The 17,741-nt window shown below is 60.6% G+C and carries 12 protein-coding genes, 8 tRNA genes and 1 riboswitch; of the genes, 18 read left to right on the forward strand and 2 right to left on the reverse strand.

The features are described from left to right. The first annotated feature begins 480 nt into the window (after positions 1-480). The 5 genes from ileS (at position 481) to B0D78_RS05555 (ending at position 8,247) form a co-directional block, all read left to right on the forward strand. Entirely contained in the window at positions 481-3,243 is a 2,763-nt protein-coding gene (gene ileS, locus B0D78_RS05535) for an isoleucine--tRNA ligase (RefSeq protein ID WP_078015982.1), read from the forward strand. A gap of 105 nt (positions 3,244-3,348) precedes the next feature. Beyond that, the gene (locus tag B0D78_RS05540) at positions 3,349-4,305 is read left to right on the forward strand and encodes an RluA family pseudouridine synthase (RefSeq protein WP_240496122.1); all 957 of its coding nucleotides are present in this window, start codon (positions 3,349-3,351) and stop codon (positions 4,303-4,305) included. A 180-nt stretch (positions 4,306-4,485) separates the two neighbouring features. Continuing rightward, positions 4,486-5,457 (forward strand): TAXI family TRAP transporter solute-binding subunit, encoded by a 972-nt coding sequence (locus B0D78_RS05545; protein ID WP_078015984.1) that lies wholly within the window; start codon positions 4,486-4,488, stop codon positions 5,455-5,457. A gap of 97 nt (positions 5,458-5,554) precedes the next feature. After that, positions 5,555-7,507 carry a TRAP transporter permease gene (locus B0D78_RS05550; RefSeq protein ID WP_078015985.1) on the forward strand — a complete coding sequence of 651 codons (1,953 nt, stop codon included), beginning with the start codon at positions 5,555-5,557 and terminating at the stop codon, positions 7,505-7,507. A gap of 98 nt (positions 7,508-7,605) precedes the next feature. After that, positions 7,606-8,247, forward strand: coding sequence for a histidine phosphatase family protein (locus B0D78_RS05555; RefSeq protein ID WP_078015986.1), 642 nt, complete (start codon positions 7,606-7,608; stop codon positions 8,245-8,247). A gap of 135 nt (positions 8,248-8,382) precedes the next feature. On the opposite strand, the gene B0D78_RS05560 is transcribed toward B0D78_RS05555, so the two are convergent. After that, entirely contained in the window at positions 8,383-10,032 is a 1,650-nt protein-coding gene (locus tag B0D78_RS05560) for an NFACT family protein (RefSeq protein ID WP_078015987.1), read from the reverse strand. A 124-nt stretch (positions 10,033-10,156) separates the two neighbouring features. On the opposite strand from B0D78_RS05560, the gene B0D78_RS05565 reads away from it, so the two are divergent. The 12 genes from B0D78_RS05565 to B0D78_RS05620 all read left to right on the forward strand — a co-directional run bounded on the left by B0D78_RS05565 (position 10,157) and on the right by B0D78_RS05620 (position 14,955). Beyond that, a tRNA-Ala gene (locus B0D78_RS05565) sits at positions 10,157-10,232 on the forward strand. 13 nt (positions 10,233-10,245) lie between these two features. Beyond that, a tRNA-Pro gene (locus B0D78_RS05570) sits at positions 10,246-10,323 on the forward strand. A gap of 15 nt (positions 10,324-10,338) precedes the next feature. Continuing rightward, positions 10,339-10,414 (forward strand) — tRNA-Gly (locus B0D78_RS05575). Positions 10,415-10,421: 7 nt separating this feature from the next. Further along, a tRNA-Arg gene (locus B0D78_RS05580) sits at positions 10,422-10,498 on the forward strand. A gap of 31 nt (positions 10,499-10,529) precedes the next feature. After that, positions 10,530-10,606 (forward strand) — tRNA-His (locus B0D78_RS05585). 8 nt (positions 10,607-10,614) lie between these two features. After that, positions 10,615-10,690 (forward strand) — tRNA-Lys (locus B0D78_RS05590). A 470-nt stretch (positions 10,691-11,160) separates the two neighbouring features. Then, positions 11,161-11,245 (forward strand) — tRNA-Leu (locus B0D78_RS05595). A gap of 20 nt (positions 11,246-11,265) precedes the next feature. Beyond that, a tRNA-Lys gene (locus tag B0D78_RS05600) sits at positions 11,266-11,341 on the forward strand. Between the two features lie 105 nt (positions 11,342-11,446). Beyond that, positions 11,447-11,549, forward strand: a riboswitch (TPP riboswitch). A 155-nt stretch (positions 11,550-11,704) separates the two neighbouring features. Then, positions 11,705-12,235 (forward strand): energy coupling factor transporter S component ThiW, encoded by a 531-nt coding sequence (gene thiW, locus B0D78_RS05605; RefSeq protein ID WP_078016024.1) that lies wholly within the window; start codon positions 11,705-11,707, stop codon positions 12,233-12,235. Continuing rightward, positions 12,219-13,028 carry a hydroxyethylthiazole kinase gene (gene thiM, locus B0D78_RS05610; RefSeq protein ID WP_078015988.1) on the forward strand — a complete coding sequence of 270 codons (810 nt, stop codon included), beginning with the start codon at positions 12,219-12,221 and terminating at the stop codon, positions 13,026-13,028. Before thiW ends, thiM begins: the two co-directional genes overlap by 17 nt. Positions 13,029-13,225: 197 nt before the next feature. Continuing rightward, the gene (locus tag B0D78_RS05615; protein ID WP_078015989.1) at positions 13,226-13,828 is read left to right on the forward strand and encodes a flavin reductase; all 603 of its coding nucleotides are present in this window, start codon (positions 13,226-13,228) and stop codon (positions 13,826-13,828) included. A 62-nt stretch (positions 13,829-13,890) separates the two neighbouring features. Continuing rightward, positions 13,891-14,955 carry a D-alanine--D-alanine ligase family protein gene (locus tag B0D78_RS05620; protein WP_078015990.1) on the forward strand — a complete coding sequence of 355 codons (1,065 nt, stop codon included), beginning with the start codon at positions 13,891-13,893 and terminating at the stop codon, positions 14,953-14,955. 162 nt (positions 14,956-15,117) lie between these two features. Here B0D78_RS05620 and B0D78_RS05625 read toward each other — a convergent pair whose 3' ends face one another. After that, positions 15,118-15,969, reverse strand: a complete 852-nt coding sequence (locus B0D78_RS05625; RefSeq protein WP_078015991.1) for a LysR family transcriptional regulator — start codon at positions 15,967-15,969, stop codon at positions 15,118-15,120. 164 nt (positions 15,970-16,133) lie between these two features. Here B0D78_RS05625 and B0D78_RS05630 point away from each other — a divergent pair, with 164 nt between their 5' ends. Continuing rightward, the gene (locus tag B0D78_RS05630) at positions 16,134-17,678 is read left to right on the forward strand and encodes an ABC transporter substrate-binding protein (protein ID WP_078015992.1); all 1,545 of its coding nucleotides are present in this window, start codon (positions 16,134-16,136) and stop codon (positions 17,676-17,678) included. Positions 17,679-17,741: the final 63 nt, after the last annotated feature.

A 17,741-nucleotide genomic window follows, 5' to 3' on the forward strand; every position in this document is an offset into this window, starting at 1 on the left:
TTCAGTCGCTCGGAACTCCTTCGACTGCTGCGCAGCTCGCCTTGTGAATCTTCCTCGCCGCGCCTCTGTGTTCGGCCTTTTAATTGAGAAATAGTATGAATCTTACCGCAAACGAGCGGCCCCGCCATTTCTCTTTCAAGGCGGGGCCGCTTTTCAATGGCCGATGGTTCGGGGATCGTCCCGGCATGAAAACGATTGACGAAGCAGAGCGGGACTGCTAAAATCACATTCAACACTACTTATTACGGAGGTGGAGAAGATGTATGCGGCTGAGTGTCAGTACAAAGGCGTCATTATTATTATAGCGGCGGCCGATGCATCGTGTTCTCTTCCTCTGGCGACGCTGTAATTTGTCGTGGAGCAATACAGGGAGGACGGGGCGCGGCTCTTTCCTCCCTGTTGTTTTTGCGGTGTGTTCGGACAGGTTCATGAATTCCGCCTATGACGCGGAGCACAATTTAAATCAAGAGGTGAGGCATCATGTCGGTTGACTACAAATCGACGCTTCAGCTGCCGGTGACGGAATTCCCCATGCGGGCCGGACTGGCGAAGAGAGAACCGGAAACGGTCAGATTCTGGGAACAGAACGAGATTTATAAAAAAATGCTGGAGAGCAACAAGGACCGCCGCTCCTTCATGTTCCACGACGGGCCGCCCTACGCCAACGGCGCGATCCACATCGGGCACGCGCTCAACAAGTCGCTGAAGGACTTCATCGTCAAGTACAAGTCGATGCGCGGCTACTACGTGCCTTACGTGCCGGGCTGGGACACGCACGGGCTGCCCATCGAGCTGAAAGTGCTCAAGGACGAGCACCTGAACAAGGACACGACGCCGGCGCTCGAACTCCGCTCCAAATGCCACGACTACGCGCTCAAATGGGTGGATGTGCAGCGCGAGGGCATGAAGCGCCTGGGCTGCTTCTCGCTCTGGGACGAGCCGTATCTGACGTTGAATCCGGAATTCGAGGCCCGCGAGCTGGAAACGCTGGCCACGATCGTGGAAAAGGGTTTCGTCTACCGCGGTACCAAGCCCGTGTACTGGTGTATCGACTGCCAGACCGCCGAAGCCGCGGCCGAGATCGAGTACGCCGACGTCACGTCGCCCTCGGTGTTCGTCGCTTATCAGATGGATGATGACGCGGCGGAGCGATTCCCCGCGCTGAAAGGACGCGACGTGAACGTCGTGGTCTGGACGACGACGCCCTGGACGCTGCCCGCCAGCCGCGCCGTGACGCTGAACGCCAACTTCGACTACTCGTTTTTCGAGGTGGGCGACAAAGTTTACCTGATCGCCGACGGCATGGCCGATTCGGTGTCGCGCGACACTGGGCTCGATTTCTCCAAACGCCTGCTGACCGTCAAGGGCAAAGACTTGGAATTGCTCGCCGCCAATCATCCCATGTATCCCTGCAAAACGCCGCTCGTGCTGGCTCCATACGTCACGCTCGAGGCCGGCACCGGCTGCGTTCATACGGCGCCGGCCTACGGCGTCGAGGATTTCGAGACGGGACAGCGCTATCACATCGAAAATTACAATCCCGTCGACGCCACGGGACATTACAAGTCCGACACGCCCGTCGTCGCCGGCCTGGATCTGGACAAGGGCGGCCGCAAGGCGCTGGAAGTGATCGAAGCCAACGGCCGTTTGCTCGGCCTGAAGAAGATCTCGCACTCTTATCCGCACTGCTGGCGCTGTCACAAGCCCGTCATTTTCCGCTCCACGCCGCAGTGGTTCATCGACGTCGCCGCGTTCAAGAAACGCGCGCTCGACGTAATCGACAACGAGGTGAAATGGATCCCCGGCTGGGGACACGACCGCATCTACAACATGGTGTCCGAGCGCTCCGATTGGTGCATCAGCCGTCAGCGCGTGTGGGGCGTGCCGATCCCGGCGTTCGAGTGCGAAGACTGTCATGAAACGATCCTCGATGCCGCCCGTATCCGCCGCGTCGCGGAAAAAGTCGCCGGGGCCGGTTCCGACGTCTGGTGGGCGAGCACGCCCGAAGAGCTGCTCGGCGATCTGGCGGTCTGCCCTCGCTGCGGCAGTCGTCATCTGAAGAAGGGCGAAGACATTCTCGACGTGTGGTTCGATTCCGGCGCGAGCCACTTCTCCGTCATGGACGTGCCCAGCCGTCCCTATCTGAACTGGCCGACCGACCTGTATCTCGAGGGGGCCGATCAGCACCGCGGCTGGTTCCAGACCTCGCTGCTCACTTCCGTGGCCGTGGCCGAAAAAGCGCCGTACCGGGCCGTCCTGACGCACGGCTTCATCGTCGACGAACAGGGGCGCAAGATGTCCAAATCGCTGCAGAACGGCGTCGCCCCCGAGAGGATCACGAATCGCGACGGAGCGGACATCCTGCGCCTGTGGGTGGCTTCCGCCGACTATCGCAGCGACGTACACATCTCCGACGGCATCATCAAGAACCTGTCGGAGGAATACCGCCGCATCCGCAACACGGCCCGCTTCATGCTCGGCAACCTGAACGGCTTCGAGCCGGCCAGGGATTCCGTGCCGTTCGGCAAGATGCCCGAATTCGACCGTTGGGCCATGTCGTTGCTGAACCGCGTCGTCGAGCGCGTGACGGAAGGTTTTGAGGCGTATGATTTCCACATGCCCATCACCGTCATTCATCAGTTCTGCGTGAACGAACTGAGCTCGTTCTATCTCGACGCCAGCAAGGACCGCCTTTACGCCGACGCGGCGGACGGCCTGAGCCGCCGCGCCTGCCAGACGGTGATGTGGAAGGCCGTCTGCGCGCTGGCGCGCATGCTCGCGCCCGTGATCAGCTTCACCGCCGAGGAGATCTGGCAGCAGCTGCGCACGATCGAGCCTTCGCTGGCCGAGAGCGTCTTTCTGGGCGGCTGGCCGGAAGCGGATCCTGCCGAGACGGACGGCACGCTTGTGGAAAAATGGGAGAAAGTCCAATTCCTGCGCGGCCTCGTCAGCAAGGCGCTGGAAGCCGAACGCGCCGTCGGCAAGATCGGCCAGGCGCTGGAAGCTCGCGTCGCCGTCGCCGCGCCCGAGTTCTACAAAAACGCCATGAGCGCCGAGGACTGGGCGATGGTGTGCATCACTTCGGGCTTCGAGTTCGGCGAGACGGTGGAAAGCGACGACGACATCCGCGTCGAAGTGTTCCCCGCCAAAGGCACGAAGTGTCCGCGCTGCTGGAAGTACGAAGAGACGTCTCACGCCGACGGACTGTGCCGCCGCTGCGCGTGCGTCATTGAGAAAAAGTAGTCTGGAATAAATCGAAACGCCGAAAATGTTCCACGTGGAACATTTTCGGCGGACAGAGTACAATGAAGGGAGCGAAGATTCTTCGCTCCCTTTTATGATGGAGTGGTGATCGATCGAATGGAAAACGCGAATCGCGAAATTTACGAGCTGGCTGTCCCCGAAGAGGATTCCGGCGCGCGCCTTGACCTTTTTCTCGCCGGCGAACTGTCGCTGTCGCGCAGCCGCGTCCGCGCCCTGCTCGACGGCGGGGCCGTGACGTGCGAACAGGTGAGGAAGATCCGCCCGGCGTTCAGGATCCAGCCCGGGCAGGTATATCGCGTGGAAATTCCCGAGGCCGCGCCGGCGGAGATCGCGGCGCAGGACGTGCCTTTTGACGTGGTCTACGAGGACGACGACGTGATCGTGGTCAACAAACCGGCGGGCGTGGTCGTGCATCCCGGCGCCGGGCGTCCCGACGGCACGCTGGTCAACGGCCTGATGTTCCGCTATCCGGAGATCGGCCGCATCGGCGATTCGGTGCGCCCCGGCATCGTTCACCGTCTCGACGTGGGCACGTCGGGGCTGATGGTCGTGGCCCGCAGCGACGCGGCTTTTCGCGGCCTGACGGAGGCGTTTCAGGCGCACGAAGTGCTCAAGGAGTATCTGGGGCTTGGCGTCGGTACGCTGAGATCGTCCGAAGGCACGGTGAACGCCCCGATCGGCCGCGATCCTCACAATCGCCTGAAGATGTGCGTGTCGTGGGACGGGCGCGAAGCCGTGACCGATTACAAAGTCCTCTGGACGCGGGCGCGCTACACTCTGATCAGGGTACGGCTGCACACGGGGCGCACGCACCAGATCCGCGTGCACATGCGCGCGCTCGGCTGCTCGCTCGACGGCGACACGCTCTACGGCCCCAAGGATCCGGCGCAGCACATCCTCAAAGATCGCGTGTTTCTGCATTCGTGGCGGCTGGGGTTCCGCCATCCCGTCGGCGGCGAGCGGCTCGAATTCCGAGCGCCGCTGCCGCCGGAACTGATCGCGGCGCTGCGCGTGCCGCTGTCGCAGCCGCAAGACGCGTGACGCTCTGAACGGGATGCCGCGGCTGAATATTTTATCGGCGATAAAAATATTCATGCGCAAAAAACGCGCGCACGGCGCCGCGTCGATTGAAAAGTTTATTTTTGTAGAGTATAGTTAGCCTGCTCGTCATTCCGAGGTTCTCCCCCGACGGGAGCCTCGCTATTATTGAAGGAGGAAAAAATGAGAAGAAACGCATGGACAGCATTGGCCGTCGGCGCGGCGTTGACTGTGGGAGCCGCGGTTTCGTTCGCGGCCGATCACAAGATCTCCGGCAGCTTTCTGATGGGGACGGGCAGCGCCACGGGGAATTACTATTCCTTCGGCAGCGTGCTCGCGCAGGTTATCAACAGCCATACCGGCGCCAACATCACCGTCAGTTCCACGGGCGGCTCGGTGGAGAACGTGCGCCTTCTCAAAAAGGGCGAAAACGAGATGGCGCTGGTGCAGACGGACGTGAACAGCTACGCTCTGAACGGCGTGGAGCAGTTCGCCAGCGGCGCGGTGACGAATTTCTCGGCGATCACGGCCTGCTATCCCGAAATGGTGCAGATCGTGGCGAGCAAAGCCAGCGGCATCAAGAGCGTGGCCGACATGCGCGGCAAGCGCATCTGCGTGGGCGCGGTCGGCTCGGGATACGAGGTGGCGGCCCGCCAGATTCTCGGCATTTACGGCATGAACTACGACGACATCGACGAGCGCTTCCTGAGCCAGTCGGAGGGCAAGAACGCCCTTCAGGACGACCAGATCGACGCGTTCTTCATGTGCTCGGGCTATCCCAACGCCAACGTGACGGAGCTGTCGCTGATGGGCAAGATCGAAGTGATCTCCATCGACGACGAGCATTTGAAGCTGCTGCAGGAGAAGTATCCGTTCTACGCGCCGTTCACGACGCCCGACGATCAGTACAATCTCGGCCATCCCGTCACCTCGGTGGCGGTGATGTCGATGCTGGTGGTACTGAACGAGATCTCCGACGACGACGTGTACGCGATGACGGCGGCGATCTACGATCATCTCGACGAGATCCGCGCGCTCAACAAGAAGGGCGAATACATGTCGTTCGAAGGCGCTTTCCGCGGCATCCCCGGCAACATCCATCCCGGCGCGGCCCGCTTCTACGAGGAGAAAGGGCTGAAGGTCCCCGGAAAGTAAACGGCGCGCGGCCGCGGGGCCGCGATTCCATGGCATGATGCCGGACGGTTCGATCGCTGCGGACCGTCCGGTTTTTTCCTGAAAGGGGAGGCGGCGCTTGAGCTTTTTGAGCCGAAAAAAACTGAACAACGAAGTTCCGCAAAACGTCGATCTGTCCGAATTGGAGCGCGATTCGCGCTATCGGATCTTTTCCGGCGGCATGAAAGTCTTTCTGACGGTCGTGCTGACGTGTTTCGCGCTGTTCCAGCTTTACGCTTCGCTGAGCGGGAGGCTGCCGCAGCAGATTTTGCGCTACGGGCATCTGGGGTTTGCTATCAGTCTGGCCTTTATCATCTATCCGACGACGAAAAAGTCGAGCCGCCGCAGGATCAATCCGCTGGACGTGATCTTTGCGCTGACGTTCCTGACGGTGATTATGTATTTTATCGGCAACTTCAAGGCGCTACAGCTGCGCGCCGGCGAGTATACGACGCTGGACACGGTCATGGCGGGGCTGGGCGTTTTTCTGGTGCTGCTGGCCTGCTGGCGCGTGGTCGGCCCGCCGATCGTGATCATCGCCTCGTGCTTCATGCTGTACGGGCTGATGGGCGCGCGCGGCTTTTTCGCCGTGCAGATGCCGGGGTTTCTGGCGCAGCGCGGCTATCAGCTGCCGCGAATCATCACGCATCTTTTCATCACCACGGAGGGCGTGATCGGCAACCCGATCGGCGTGTGCTCGACGTACATTTTCCTGTTCATCCTTTTCGGTTCCTGTCTCGAAAAGACGGGGATCGGACAATTCTTCATCGACCTGGCCAACGCGCTGGCCGGCTGGGCCGTGGGCGGCCCGGCCAAGGTGGCGGTGCTTTCGTCGGCGCTGCAGGGCACGGTCTCCGGTTCTTCGGTGGCGAACACCGTCTCGACGGGCTCCTTCACGATCCCGCTGATGAAGTCGCTGGGCTACGAGCCGGAGTTCGCCGGCGCGGTCGAAGCGGCGGCTTCGACGGGCGGGCAGATCATGCCGCCGGTGATGGGGTCGGCGGCGTTCCTGATCGCCGAATCGGTGGGGATCCCCTATTCGCAGCTGATGCTGGTGGCGCTGATCCCGGCGCTGCTGTACTTTTCGGGCATCTGGATCATGGTGGACTTCGAGGCGCGCCGCAAGGGGCTGAAGGGGCTGCCGCGCGAAAAGCTGCCGCCCGCCAAGCCGCTGCTTCTGCAAAAGGGGCATTTGGTGCTGCCGCTGGCCGCCATCATCTACTTCATGCTGTCGGGTTTCACGATCACGCGCTCGGCGCTGTGGGGCATCATGATCGCCGCGTTGGTGCCGTTTTTGAAAAAGAGCACCTGGGTCTCGCCGAAGCAGATTCTCGAGGCGCTGCCGCTGGCGGCGCGCAACATCGTCTCTGTGGCGACAGCCTGTGCGACGGCGGGCATCATCGTCGGCATGGTGACGCTGACGGGGCTGGGGCAGCGGATCGGCGGCGGCATGTTCCAGGTCGTGGGCGGCAACGTTTTCCTTGGCCTGATGTGCGCGATGATCACGTCGCTGGTGCTGGGCATGGGGGTGTCGACCACGTCGAACTACATCATCACCTCGACGGTGGCCGCGCCGATCCTCATCCATCTGGGTATCCCGTTGCTGGCGGCGCACATGTTCTGCTTCTACTTCGGCATCATCGCCGACATCACGCCGCCGGTGGCGCTGGCGGCCTACGCCGGTTCCGCCATCGCCAAGGGCAATCCGTTCAGGACGGGCGTCAACGCCTCGAAGCTGGCGATCGCGGCCTTCCTCGTGCCCTACATGTTCGCGCTCGACCCGAAGCTGATCATGATCGACGGCACGTTCTTCGAAGCGCTGCCGATGATCGCCACGGCGCTGGTCGGCCTGTTCGGCATCGGCGGGGGGCTGATCGGCTACATCAACGCGCCGATCGAATCCTATTGGCGGCTGCTGATGATCGCGGGCGGCCTGGGACTGTTGATCCCCGGCACGATCAGCGACCTGATCGGCGCGGCGGTGATTCTGGCGGTTTATTTTTTCACCCGGCGCAAAAAAGCGGGCGAATAAAAATCAGGCCGACGACGTTCCACGTCACCGGCCTATCTGGGAAGAAAACGAACGCGGTTCGCGCGGCGTTTGCGAAGAACGGAAAGGACCGAGCTGAAATGAGACTTTTCATGGTGCGCCACGGAGAGACAAAATGGAACCGCGAGGGGCGCTTTCAGGGGCAGATGGATATCCCGTTGAACGAGACGGGATTGGCGCAGGCGGACCGCGCCGCGGAACGTTTTCGCGGCTTTCCGCTGGAGGCGGTATTCGTCTCGCCGCTGTCGCGCGCCCGCGTCACCGGGGAGAAAATCTTTGCGGCGGCGAAATGCGGGCAGCTCGTGAGCGACCCGGGATTTATGGAGATCAATCACGGCGCGTGGGAGGGGCTGACGTTCGAAGAGGTGTCGGTCCGGTACGGGGCGCTGCTGGAGCGGTGGCGCACGAGCCCCGACGGCGTGAAGATGCCCGGCCCCGGCGGCGAATCGCTGGAAGACGTGCAGCATCGCGCCGTCGCCGCGCTAAAGCGCACGGCGCTGAACTACCACGGCGACACGCTGCTGGCCACGCACGACGCCGTGCTCAAGACGCTGATCTGTTATTTTCTCGGCGTGCCGCTATCTCATTACTGGCGGCTGAAGATCCCCAACTGCAGCGTCTCTTACGTCGAATTTTTGAACGGAACGCCCCAAGTGGGACTGCTGAGCGACGTCAGCCACCTTGGCAACGGTTTCGACAGTTTTGTCTCGAAGAGCCTGTAAGGGTGTTTGCGGCGGGAATAGGGCCGTATTCGAAAAGAGCGAAAAAGGCACGGCGATCCGAAGATCGCCGTGCCTTTTTCCGTGTCGTTTTTTTCGAGCTTTTGCGTTTTGGGCACGTCTTTTGTTTGAACGCGGTCAGCGGCGTTCGATGATTTCTTTCCAGTCGTCGGGATTGACGAGGACGGTGCTGGGGCGCTTGTAGGTGACGTTGGCGGGGCCGCCGCCCTGGATGTGGCGGACCTGCTTCTTTTCGGCGTAATCGACGACCGAACTGCGGTCGCCGCATTCGCTGTAACGCAGCGCCAACGACGCGGCGGCGCGCACGGCGCGTTCCCGCTCCGCCGCGTCGGCGGGGGGATTCTTGAGGATCACATGCGAGCCGGGGAACTCGTGCACGTGGAACCACAGGTCGTCGGGCGCTGCTTCCTGAAACGTGACATACCGGTTGCCGCGCTCGTTCATGCCCACCAGGATCAGGCTGTCGCCCAAAGCGAAGTGCAGATGGGGCGGCAACGGGTTTTTCGCTTTGCGGGCGCGGGCGTCCTTTTCTTTTTTGCGGCCGTCGTCGTATTGCTGGGCTATCTGTTCGCACAGTTCCGTCAGTTTTTCCGCGCTGGCGACGCGCTTCAAATTAGCTTCCAGCGCGGCGAGATCGTTCAATTCCGTTTGCAACGCGGCGACGCGCTCTCTGACGACGGCCACGTCGGTGCGGAATTTCTGGTATCTCTTGAAATAGAGTTTTGCGTTGCCCTGAAGGTCGAGCGCGGGATTCAGCTTGACCTCGACGGTTTTTTCTCCGTCGGCGTCCCAGTATTTCAGCGTGACAAAGTCCTGATGTTCTCTGACCTTGCCGAGATTTTGCAGGAGCGCTTCGCCGGCGGCCCGATAGGCGTCGCAGTTTTCGGCTTTTTTGATCTGGCTGAGCAGATCGCCGACGTGCTTGGCGCGCCGGCCGCGCTGGCGCTCGAGGATCTTCAGCGCTTTGGCGGCGAGGGTTTTCAGCGCGCGGCGCTCGATCTCGCCGGCGATGTAGGCGCGGCAGAAATCCAATCCAGCGCCGTCGTAAACTTCGGCGCCCGGCAGCGCCGCGCCGAGGGCGGTCAGATATTTGCCGAAGCGCTGAAAGATTTTCGGCTCGCCGAACAGCGCCGCGCGGACCATGTCTTTGCAGCCGTTTTGCCAAAGCCGCGTCAGTTCGTTCGCCAGCGGCCGGCCGATGCCGCGCGGCGCTTTCAGGAACGCCGTCAGTTCGGCGTCGCTCATGCCGGGACGGGGCAGCTTTCCCGGAATGGGCGGCGGCGGCGCGTAGGGCGCGCCGGGGACGATGGAACGATAGCGGTTCACTTCCGGGTACACGTGTTTGGCCGCTTCGAGGATGACGCCGTTCTCGTCGGTGAAGAGCGCGTTGCTCATGCGGCCCGTGAGTTCCAGGATCAGCGTCAGTTCCCTGCTGACGCCGCCGCCGACGAAGCGCTGGAATTCCATCGTCAGCACGCGGTCGCCGGGGACGCATTTCACGTCCGTCATCGAGCCGCCGCCGAGATGCCGCTGCAGCCCCATCGCGAACGGCGTCTTCACGCTCTGGCTGCGTAGGTCGCGCAGCTCGTCGGAGCCGATCCGGCAGATGCCGAAAGTTTCCGGATTCCACGTGAAAAAAATCGAGCCGGCGTTTTTGAAGGTCAAAGCGCACCAGTCGCTTCCCGCTTCGATGCGCTGCAGCTGGCAACCGACGCAGCGCCGAAGCTCCGGCGCCAACGCGCTGATAAGTTCCGGTCCGTAGTTCATGATTCAGTTCTCCTTGAATAATAAAATCTCGTAATAAAATCTCGCTGCCGCAGGTAGAGTATCTCAAAAATCCCCCCTTGACAAGAACAGCCTTTGAGTCTAGAATGCAACCTGTTGGTTCTGAGGGGCTGTGGCGCAGTTGGGAGCGCGATTCGTTCGCAACGAATAGGTCGAGGGTTCGAATCCCTTCAGCTCCACCATATTCTCTCAATTCGGGGTGTAGCGCAGTCTGGTTAGCGCACCTGCTTTGGGAGCAGGGGGTCGAAGGTTCGAATCCTTTCACCCCGACCAGTGGATGAGGTTTGTGCGGAAATAGCTCAATTGGTAGAGCACTAGCCTTCCAAGCTGGGGGTTGCGGGTTCGAGTCCCGTTTTCCGCTCCATTACCGTGCGCCGGTAGCTCAGTTGGATAGAGCAACGGCCTTCTAAGCCGTGGGCCACGGGTTCGAATCCTGTCCGGCGCGCCATTTTCATCCGCGCAGTTCGCAAGGCAATATGGTGGGTGTAGCTCAGTTGGTTAGAGCGGAGGATTGTGGATCCTCAGGTCGAGAGTTCGAATCTCTTTACCCACCCCAATTCATATGGATCGTTAGCTCAACTGGCAGAGCATCTGACTCTTAATCAGAGGGTTACAGGTTCAAGTCCTGTACGATCCACCAAGCTCAGTAAATCCAAGGCGTCGAAGCGTTTTTCGCGTACCCTGTGCGCGTTATGCGCTTCGGCGTTTTTTGTGGGCGCAGATGACGATGAAGCGGACAAGACGAGAGACGGGACGAATCGTGTCGTTTTGTTCCAATATTGTTTCTCGATTGAAATGTTGCGATCAAAAGCGCCCGGAGAGACCTCCGCCGCTCGGACATACGGCCTTCCTCGGGGCGCTCGGCGCTCTTTGTCACTGAGTCCTGTTTCTTAAGGCGTCAGTATCAAATCTCGTCACGAGGTCCCCGCTCGCGGGAAAAAGCGCTCTTGTCCGCGTTATGTCTCGGCTCTCTCAAAGTATCTGCTTTGTTTACAACCTTGAAATAGCTGAATATTTCGACTTCAAACGATCATTTGCTCCCGACGGAAAATCCACTTGTCACGTCCGGCGCGGGGATGCTATAATTCCCCGTGTCGTGCGAGGCGCGTTGCGAGGGTGGCGGAATTGGCAGACGCGCCAGACTTAGGATCTGGTGCCTTCGGGCGTAGGGGTTCAAGTCCCCTCCTTCGCACCAAGTTCATAAGTTTTAAATATGGATCGTTAGCTCAACTGGCAGAGCATCTGACTCTTAATCAGAGGGTTACAGGTTCAAGTCCTGTACGATCCACCAGAGTATTTCTCCCGGCCTTTCAAGCCGGGTTATTTTGTATCGTTCGCGGGCGATGGGGAGTTTTGCGGCAGCCGACGGAAACGGCCGTCTGTTTTCACAATTGAATAATCTGACGCGGGGAGCTGGAAACGGCTGAGAGGAAGCGCTGAGCTTCGACCCGGAACCTGAATTGGATAATGCCAACGGAGGGATGTAAGATGCGTGAACGAACGTAATGGCGGTGTCCGACAGGGCGCCGCTTTTTTGTTTGCCGGAAAACCGTCTGGACCGGCAGCGGAGCCGGCGTCGGCTCTGTACAGACAGATGGGCAGGAAAGAGAGCGGAAGTTTTTTTCGGGAGCACGTTTTTTTCAAGGAGGAGTCCATGAACAATTTACGAGTCAGAAAGATCGCGTTTACGGCCGTTCTGGCCGCGTTTGCCGTGGTGGGATCGTTTTTTTCCTTTCCCGTTTTCGGGGCCAAGTGCGCGCCGGCGCAGCATCTCGCCAACATTCTCGGCGCCGTTTTTCTCGGGCCGGCGTGGAATGTGGCGGCGGCGTTCATCGCCAGTCTGATCCGCAACCTCATCGGCGCCGGCACGCCGCTCGCGTTCCCCGGGAGCATGTGCGGCGCGCTGCTGGCCGGCGTTCTGTACCGGCTGGTTCGGCGGCTTCCTGCCGCCTGGCTGGGGGAGATCGCCGGCACGGGGCTGATCGGCGGGATGCTGTCCTATCCCGTGGCGCGTTTTGTGTTGGGCAACGACAAAGCCGCGCTGCTGACTTTCGTCGTGCCGTTTCTGATCAGTTCCGCCGGCGGCACGGCGATCGGCGCCGTGATTACCGTCGCCATGAAAAGGCTGGGGCTGCTCGAAGCTGAGCGGAATACTTCGGGAGGACGGCATGGCGGCTCCCGCTGAACTGTGGGCGGTGTGGAAGATAATTTCCCGCCGCCGTCCGCTCGTCCACTGCATCACCAACCCGGTGACCGTGAACGACTGCGCCAACGTCCTGCTGGCCGCCGGCGCGCGTCCCTTTATGGCCGCTCATCCCGATGAGGTGGAAGAGGTGCAGTGCCATGCCGACGCGCTGGTGGTCAATATGGGGGCCATCGCGCAGCTGGATTCCATCGGAAAAGCGGCGCGGCAGGCCGCCGAGCGCGGGCATCCGATCATTGTCGATCCGGTCGGCGTTGCCGCTTCTTCGCTCCGCCGCCGCAGCTGCATCGCGCTGCTGAAAGAATTTCCCGTGGCCTGCGTACGGGGCAACGGCGCGGAGATCCGAGCTTTGCTTGGCGACACGGGAACGGCGAGGGGCGTCGACACATCTTCGGAAGACGCGGCGTCTGCGCACGAAACTGCGGTGCAGCTGGCGCGGCGGTACGGCTGCGTAGTGGTTGCTTCCGGCGCCGTCGATGCGGTCACCGACGGACGCCGAACGTTCAGCGTTGGCAACGGCGATGCGATGATGACCCGCGTCACGGGTATGGGCTGCATGCTGTCGTCGCTGCTCGGCGCCGCGTTCGCCGTCGAAAATTCCCTGCGCGCGGCGGCCGCCGTCTGCGCCGTCGTGGGGCTGAGCGGTGAGCAGGCTGCCGCCGGAACGTGCGCGGCGCGACGCGGCCCTGCGTATTTCCGCGACCTGTTCGTCGACACTCTTTTCAGCCTCGATGAAGCTCAATTCATGGGAGGAGCAAAATATTCCGAGGGCTGAACGTTCTCCGCTCTTTCCTCACACGAGACGAAGCGCATGGTATAATCAAAAAGAAAAATAATCGACGCTTGAGCAGGGGGCCGCTGAGGAAATGTCCGGCGGGGGCCGGAGTTTTTATTTCCGACGCGGCGAAGAGGGGAGCGGCGCGAAATCCGTTCTTGCGCCGCGGGATTCGGGGCAGAGGAAGGGGTTTCTTTATGGATTCGCGAATTATGCATCAGCTGACGTACGGTTTGTTTGTGCTCAGCGCGGCGGAAAACGGCAAGGACAACGGCTGCATCATCAACACGGTAACGCAGGTGTCGGCAGCCCCCGCCCATGTGACCATCTCGGTCTGCAAACAGAACTACACTCACGATATGATCGCGCGCACGGGGCGATTCAACGTGGCGATCCTCGATATCACGGCGCCGTTCGATCTGTTTCAGCGCTTCGGTTTCCAGAGCGGGCGCGACGCCGACAAGTTTGCCGGCGTTGAGACCATTCGCACGGCCAACGGCATTTTGATCCCAACCGAACATGTGAACGCCTGGTTCTCGGGAAAAGTCCTGCAAGCGTGGGAACTGGGTTCGCATTCGCTGTTCCTCGCGGATATCGAGGGCGGAGAGATCATGTCCGGCAAAGAGCCGGCGACGTACGCCTTCTATCACAAGAACATCAAGCCCCGGCCGCAGGCGGGCAAGAGAAAAGGCTGGCGCTGCAAGATCTGCGGCTACGTGTACGAGGGCGAAGAACTGCCCCCCGATTATGTGTGCCCATTGTGCAAGCACGGCGCGTCTGACTTCGAGCGGATCGAGTAGTTGAGAGAAAAAGAACGAGGACACGTTGTGAAACGTGTCCTCGATTGATAGCGAGGTGCGAAATGGAAACGAAGAAAAAAGTGGCGCTGCTGTTCGGCGGACAGTCGTCGGAGCATGAAGTGTCCTGCGTTTCGGGCGCGACGGTGGCCCGCAATATCAACAGGGAAAAATACGACCTGCTTCTGATCGGCATCACTAAGGACGGGCGTTGGCTCCACGTCGAGTCGGTCGATCAGATCGTTTCGGGCGAGTGGCGTCAGAGCCGCAAAGGCGCGGCGCTGCTGCCCGACGCGGCTCTGAAAAGCGTTCTGCTCAGCGACGGAGGGCGCTTTTCCCTTGAGCGCGTCGACGTGCTTTTTCCCGTCCTGCACGGCCTGTACGGCGAAGACGGCTGCCCGCAGGGTATCGCCGAACTGGCGCAGATCCCTTACGTGGGCTGCGACGTGCTGTCGTCGGCCGCGACGATGGACAAAGCGACGGCCAAAGCCGTTCTGGAACGCTGCGGCATCCCGCAGGCGCGTTACGTTGCGTTTCGGCGGGAGGAGCTGGACGACATGGACGGCGTCGTGCGCCGCGTCGAGTCCGAACTGAGCTATCCCGTTTTCGTCAAGCCCTCCAACGCCGGTTCGTCCTGCGGCGTCTCCAAGGCGGGGAGCCGCGCGCAGCTTGTCGAAGCGTTACGGGCTGCCGCCGCTCAGGACTGCAAAGTGATCGCCGAAGAGACCATCGTCGGCCGCGAACTGGAATGCGCGCTCCTCGGCGGCTGGGATGCCGAAGCCAGCGGCGTGGGCGAGATCCTCGCCGGCGCCGAATTTTATGATTACGACGCCAAGTACAACAGCAGCGCCTCGCGCACCGTCGTCGACCCTCCGCTGCCGGAAGGCAAGCGCGAAGAGATCCGCGCCATGGCGAAAAAGATCTTCCGCGCCATGGACTGCCGCGGCCTTTCGCGCGCCGACTTCTTCCTCGAAAAAGGTACGGACCGCGTCGTCTTCAACGAGATCAACACCATCCCCGGCTTCACGGCCATCAGCATGTACCCAAAGCTCTGGGAAGCCGCCGGCGTGCCGCTGCCCGATCTGGTGGAGAAATTGATCGAAAGCGCCGCCGTCACGCGGCGTCGCTGAGAAGAAAACGATCCGGAATGTATGAAAAAAACAGGTGAGTCATGGCTGATGTCGGCCGCGACCCTCCTGTTTTTTTATTTGCAGAGCGTGACGGGGGCGTCTTCGTCCCCGATACTTGCCGTCAATGACGCTTTTTGCTGGGCGCGAAACGAGTGTCTTCGTTCAGAGTTCGGAAAGAAATTTTTGAACGGCGGGTTGCTGCCCGCTTTCTTTCCGGTAAACCGCATAGTGTTGAACCGGGGGGATCTTTTCGTCGCGTACCGGAATGACGCGCAGCTGACCGGACTGGAGTTGAGGCTCCACGTGCTTCCTGGCTAAAATGGCGTACCAGCCGCCGCCTTTCAGGAGCGGCACGGCGCAGGAGGCGATATCCACTCTCAACTGGAATTGACAGGAAGGGGGAAAAAGGCGGCGCTGCGTCGTTCCGTAAAGAAAGTTGGAATCTATCATCGGCAGTTCTTTGACGCTTGCGTATGAAATGCCGTCGCAGTGCTCCGTGTTTTTCGCGTCGGTCACGAGGACGAGTTCGTCCTCGCCGACGCATGTGCAGACGTAATCGGGATTGTGGAGCGGGTGGTGCGTGAACGCGACGTCGAGCAGAGCGCGCCTCAGCTCATTGAGGAGCGCGCCCGTATGCCCGCACTTTACCCGCACGGAAATGTCGGGGTGCCGTTCTGCGAAGATCCGCAGATTCCTGCAAAGGTACATGTCGTAGTAAGCGTATGCGCTCCCCAGGATGAGATACCCCGAATACGGGCCGGTACGGTTCATCTGCCCCAGGGCTTTTTCTTCCAGATTCACGATCTGTTCGGCGTACTCGCGAAGCGCCTGCCCCGCGCCGGTCAGCCTGACGCCGCCGCGACCGCGCAGGAACAAGGGCTGCCCCGTTTCCTTTTCCAGTTCGCCGATCCGTTTGCTCACCGTAGACTGAGAGATGATCAGCGCTTCGGCGGAACGTGAAAAATTCTTTGTCTCCGCGAGAGAAAGAAACGTCTTGAGCTGTTCCGTGTTCATTTTTTACCTCTTCTGTAATTACTTTATCGAATGATTTTAATCGAAATCATTCTCTTTGTAAATTATATTCTTTGTGCTAAACTGCGTGATATCGGTTAGCTGATGCTAATTTCATTGAAGCGGAAAGAGAAGCAGAAAGATAAGGAAGAGGGGTTTTGAATCGAATGAAACGATATTTGCACTTGTTGACCGTGTGCGCCGCTTTTTTGGCCCTGACGGCGCTGACCGGGCAGGCCGGAGCCGTGTCGTCCGACGTCCCGTCCGAGTCCGAACTGATCGTCGCCGGCAGCGAGATCGCCTGCGGCGTGGATCCGACGGTGTACCCCGCCGCGGATTACCTCCTGAACATGGGGGCGGGCGAGATTCTTTTCAAGGCGGGGGCCGACGGGATTATTCGACCTTCGCTCGCCAAGGAAGCCGTTCAGCTGGACGAACATTCATGGGAGATCCGCCTGCGCCCCGAAGCCGTTTTCTGGAGCGGAGCGCCGGTGACGGCGGAGGCCGTCGTCGCTTCTCTGATGCGTTCGAAGGCGTTGGACATGAAAGCGAATCCTCACCTGAAGGGAATGACGTTTTCCGCCGCAGACGAAAATACGGTGCGGGTCGTCACGGATGCTGCGAACGTTGATATCACCGAAAATCTTTCTTCTTCGCAGCTGGTTATCCACAACACCGCCGCGCCGTACTCGTACGACGGCGCGGAATCGGCGGACTATACCGGCATGTACCGGATCGTCTCTTTCGAGCCGTCGCGGCGCATGGTCTTCGAGAAAAACGAGAATTACTGGGGAACGAAGCCGGAGATCCAGCGTGTGGTCCATGAACAGATCGGGGATTCCGACGCGCGGGTCATGGCGGCGTTGAGCGGCCAGTACCATGTGGTGATGGATATCGATCGCACCGCCTATAAACAGTTTACCGAGAACGCGGCGTCCCATATCGTGATGGTGCCCGGAGCCCAGACGATGACGGTCTATCTCAACACCGAAAAGAGCGCCCTCAGCGACGAACGCGTGCGCCGGGCGCTGAGCTGGGGACTGGACCGGCGCGAGCTGATCCTTCTGGGCATGGAAGGGCTAAGCGAACCCGTAACGACCTGGCTCGGAGCGAACCCCGCCTATGCCGACATAAAGAACGCTTTTTTCGACTCCTACGATCCGGAAAAAGCCGCCGCGCTTCTCGACGAGGCCGGCTGGCGTCTGGAGGCCGACGGCTACCGGTATAGGAACGGCGCACAGCTTGCCATGACCGTGCGCTCTTTCCGCAACGACAAGGCGCTGGGAGAGGCCGTCCAGATTCAATGGCGCAGGCTGGGGGTAAACGTGTCGGTCCGTCACGGCGATTATTCCCTGATGTCCGACGCGTACAAGACCGGCGATTGGGACGGAGCCATCGAGGGCTGGGGAACGTTCGGAAATGTTTTGGGACTTCTGAACACGCAATACGGCGCGAACGGAACCGCAAATTACGGACGCTATCGCGACGCGCGCGTCGACGATCTGCTGGCGCGGCTTGCGGCCGCCGGCAGCAGGGAGGAACGCGGCAAGATCGCCAGAGAACTGTCGCTGCATATCGCCGAGAAATCCCCCGCCGTCTATATTTGCCCGCGCCCGCAGATTACTGCCGTCAGCAACAAACTGCGGGGATTCGTCCCGCATTTTCGCCAGTTCGAAAACGTCGTGAACGCGAATCTGAGAATCGTGGAATAGTGTATGATCTGCCGGGCGGCAGGGCTGGAACCTCTCGGTTCTCTGTCCTGTCGCCTTTTTGTT

It is taken from the genome of Pyramidobacter sp. C12-8 (genome assembly GCF_002007215.1).
In the GTDB taxonomy this organism is placed as follows: domain Bacteria; phylum Synergistota; class Synergistia; order Synergistales; family Dethiosulfovibrionaceae; genus Pyramidobacter.

Coding starts and splice junctions, on each gene's coding strand:
- ileS (WP_078015982.1), top strand. CDS start 481: ATGTCGGTTGACTACAAATCGACGCTTCAGCTGCCGGTGACGGAATTC.
- B0D78_RS05545 (WP_078015984.1), top strand. CDS start 4,486: ATGAGAAGAAACGCATGGACAGCATTGGCCGTCGGCGCGGCGTTGACT.
- B0D78_RS05555 (WP_078015986.1), top strand. CDS start 7,606: ATGAGACTTTTCATGGTGCGCCACGGAGAGACAAAATGGAACCGCGAG.
- B0D78_RS05560 (WP_078015987.1), bottom strand. CDS start 10,032: ATGAACTACGGACCGGAACTTATCAGCGCGTTGGCGCCGGAGCTTCGG.
- thiW (WP_078016024.1), top strand. CDS start 11,705: ATGAACAATTTACGAGTCAGAAAGATCGCGTTTACGGCCGTTCTGGCC.
- thiM (WP_078015988.1), top strand. CDS start 12,219: ATGGCGGCTCCCGCTGAACTGTGGGCGGTGTGGAAGATAATTTCCCGC.
- B0D78_RS05615 (WP_078015989.1), top strand. CDS start 13,226: ATGGATTCGCGAATTATGCATCAGCTGACGTACGGTTTGTTTGTGCTC.
- B0D78_RS05620 (WP_078015990.1), top strand. CDS start 13,891: ATGGAAACGAAGAAAAAAGTGGCGCTGCTGTTCGGCGGACAGTCGTCG.
- B0D78_RS05625 (WP_078015991.1), bottom strand. CDS start 15,969: ATGAACACGGAACAGCTCAAGACGTTTCTTTCTCTCGCGGAGACAAAG.
- B0D78_RS05630 (WP_078015992.1), top strand. CDS start 16,134: ATGAAACGATATTTGCACTTGTTGACCGTGTGCGCCGCTTTTTTGGCC.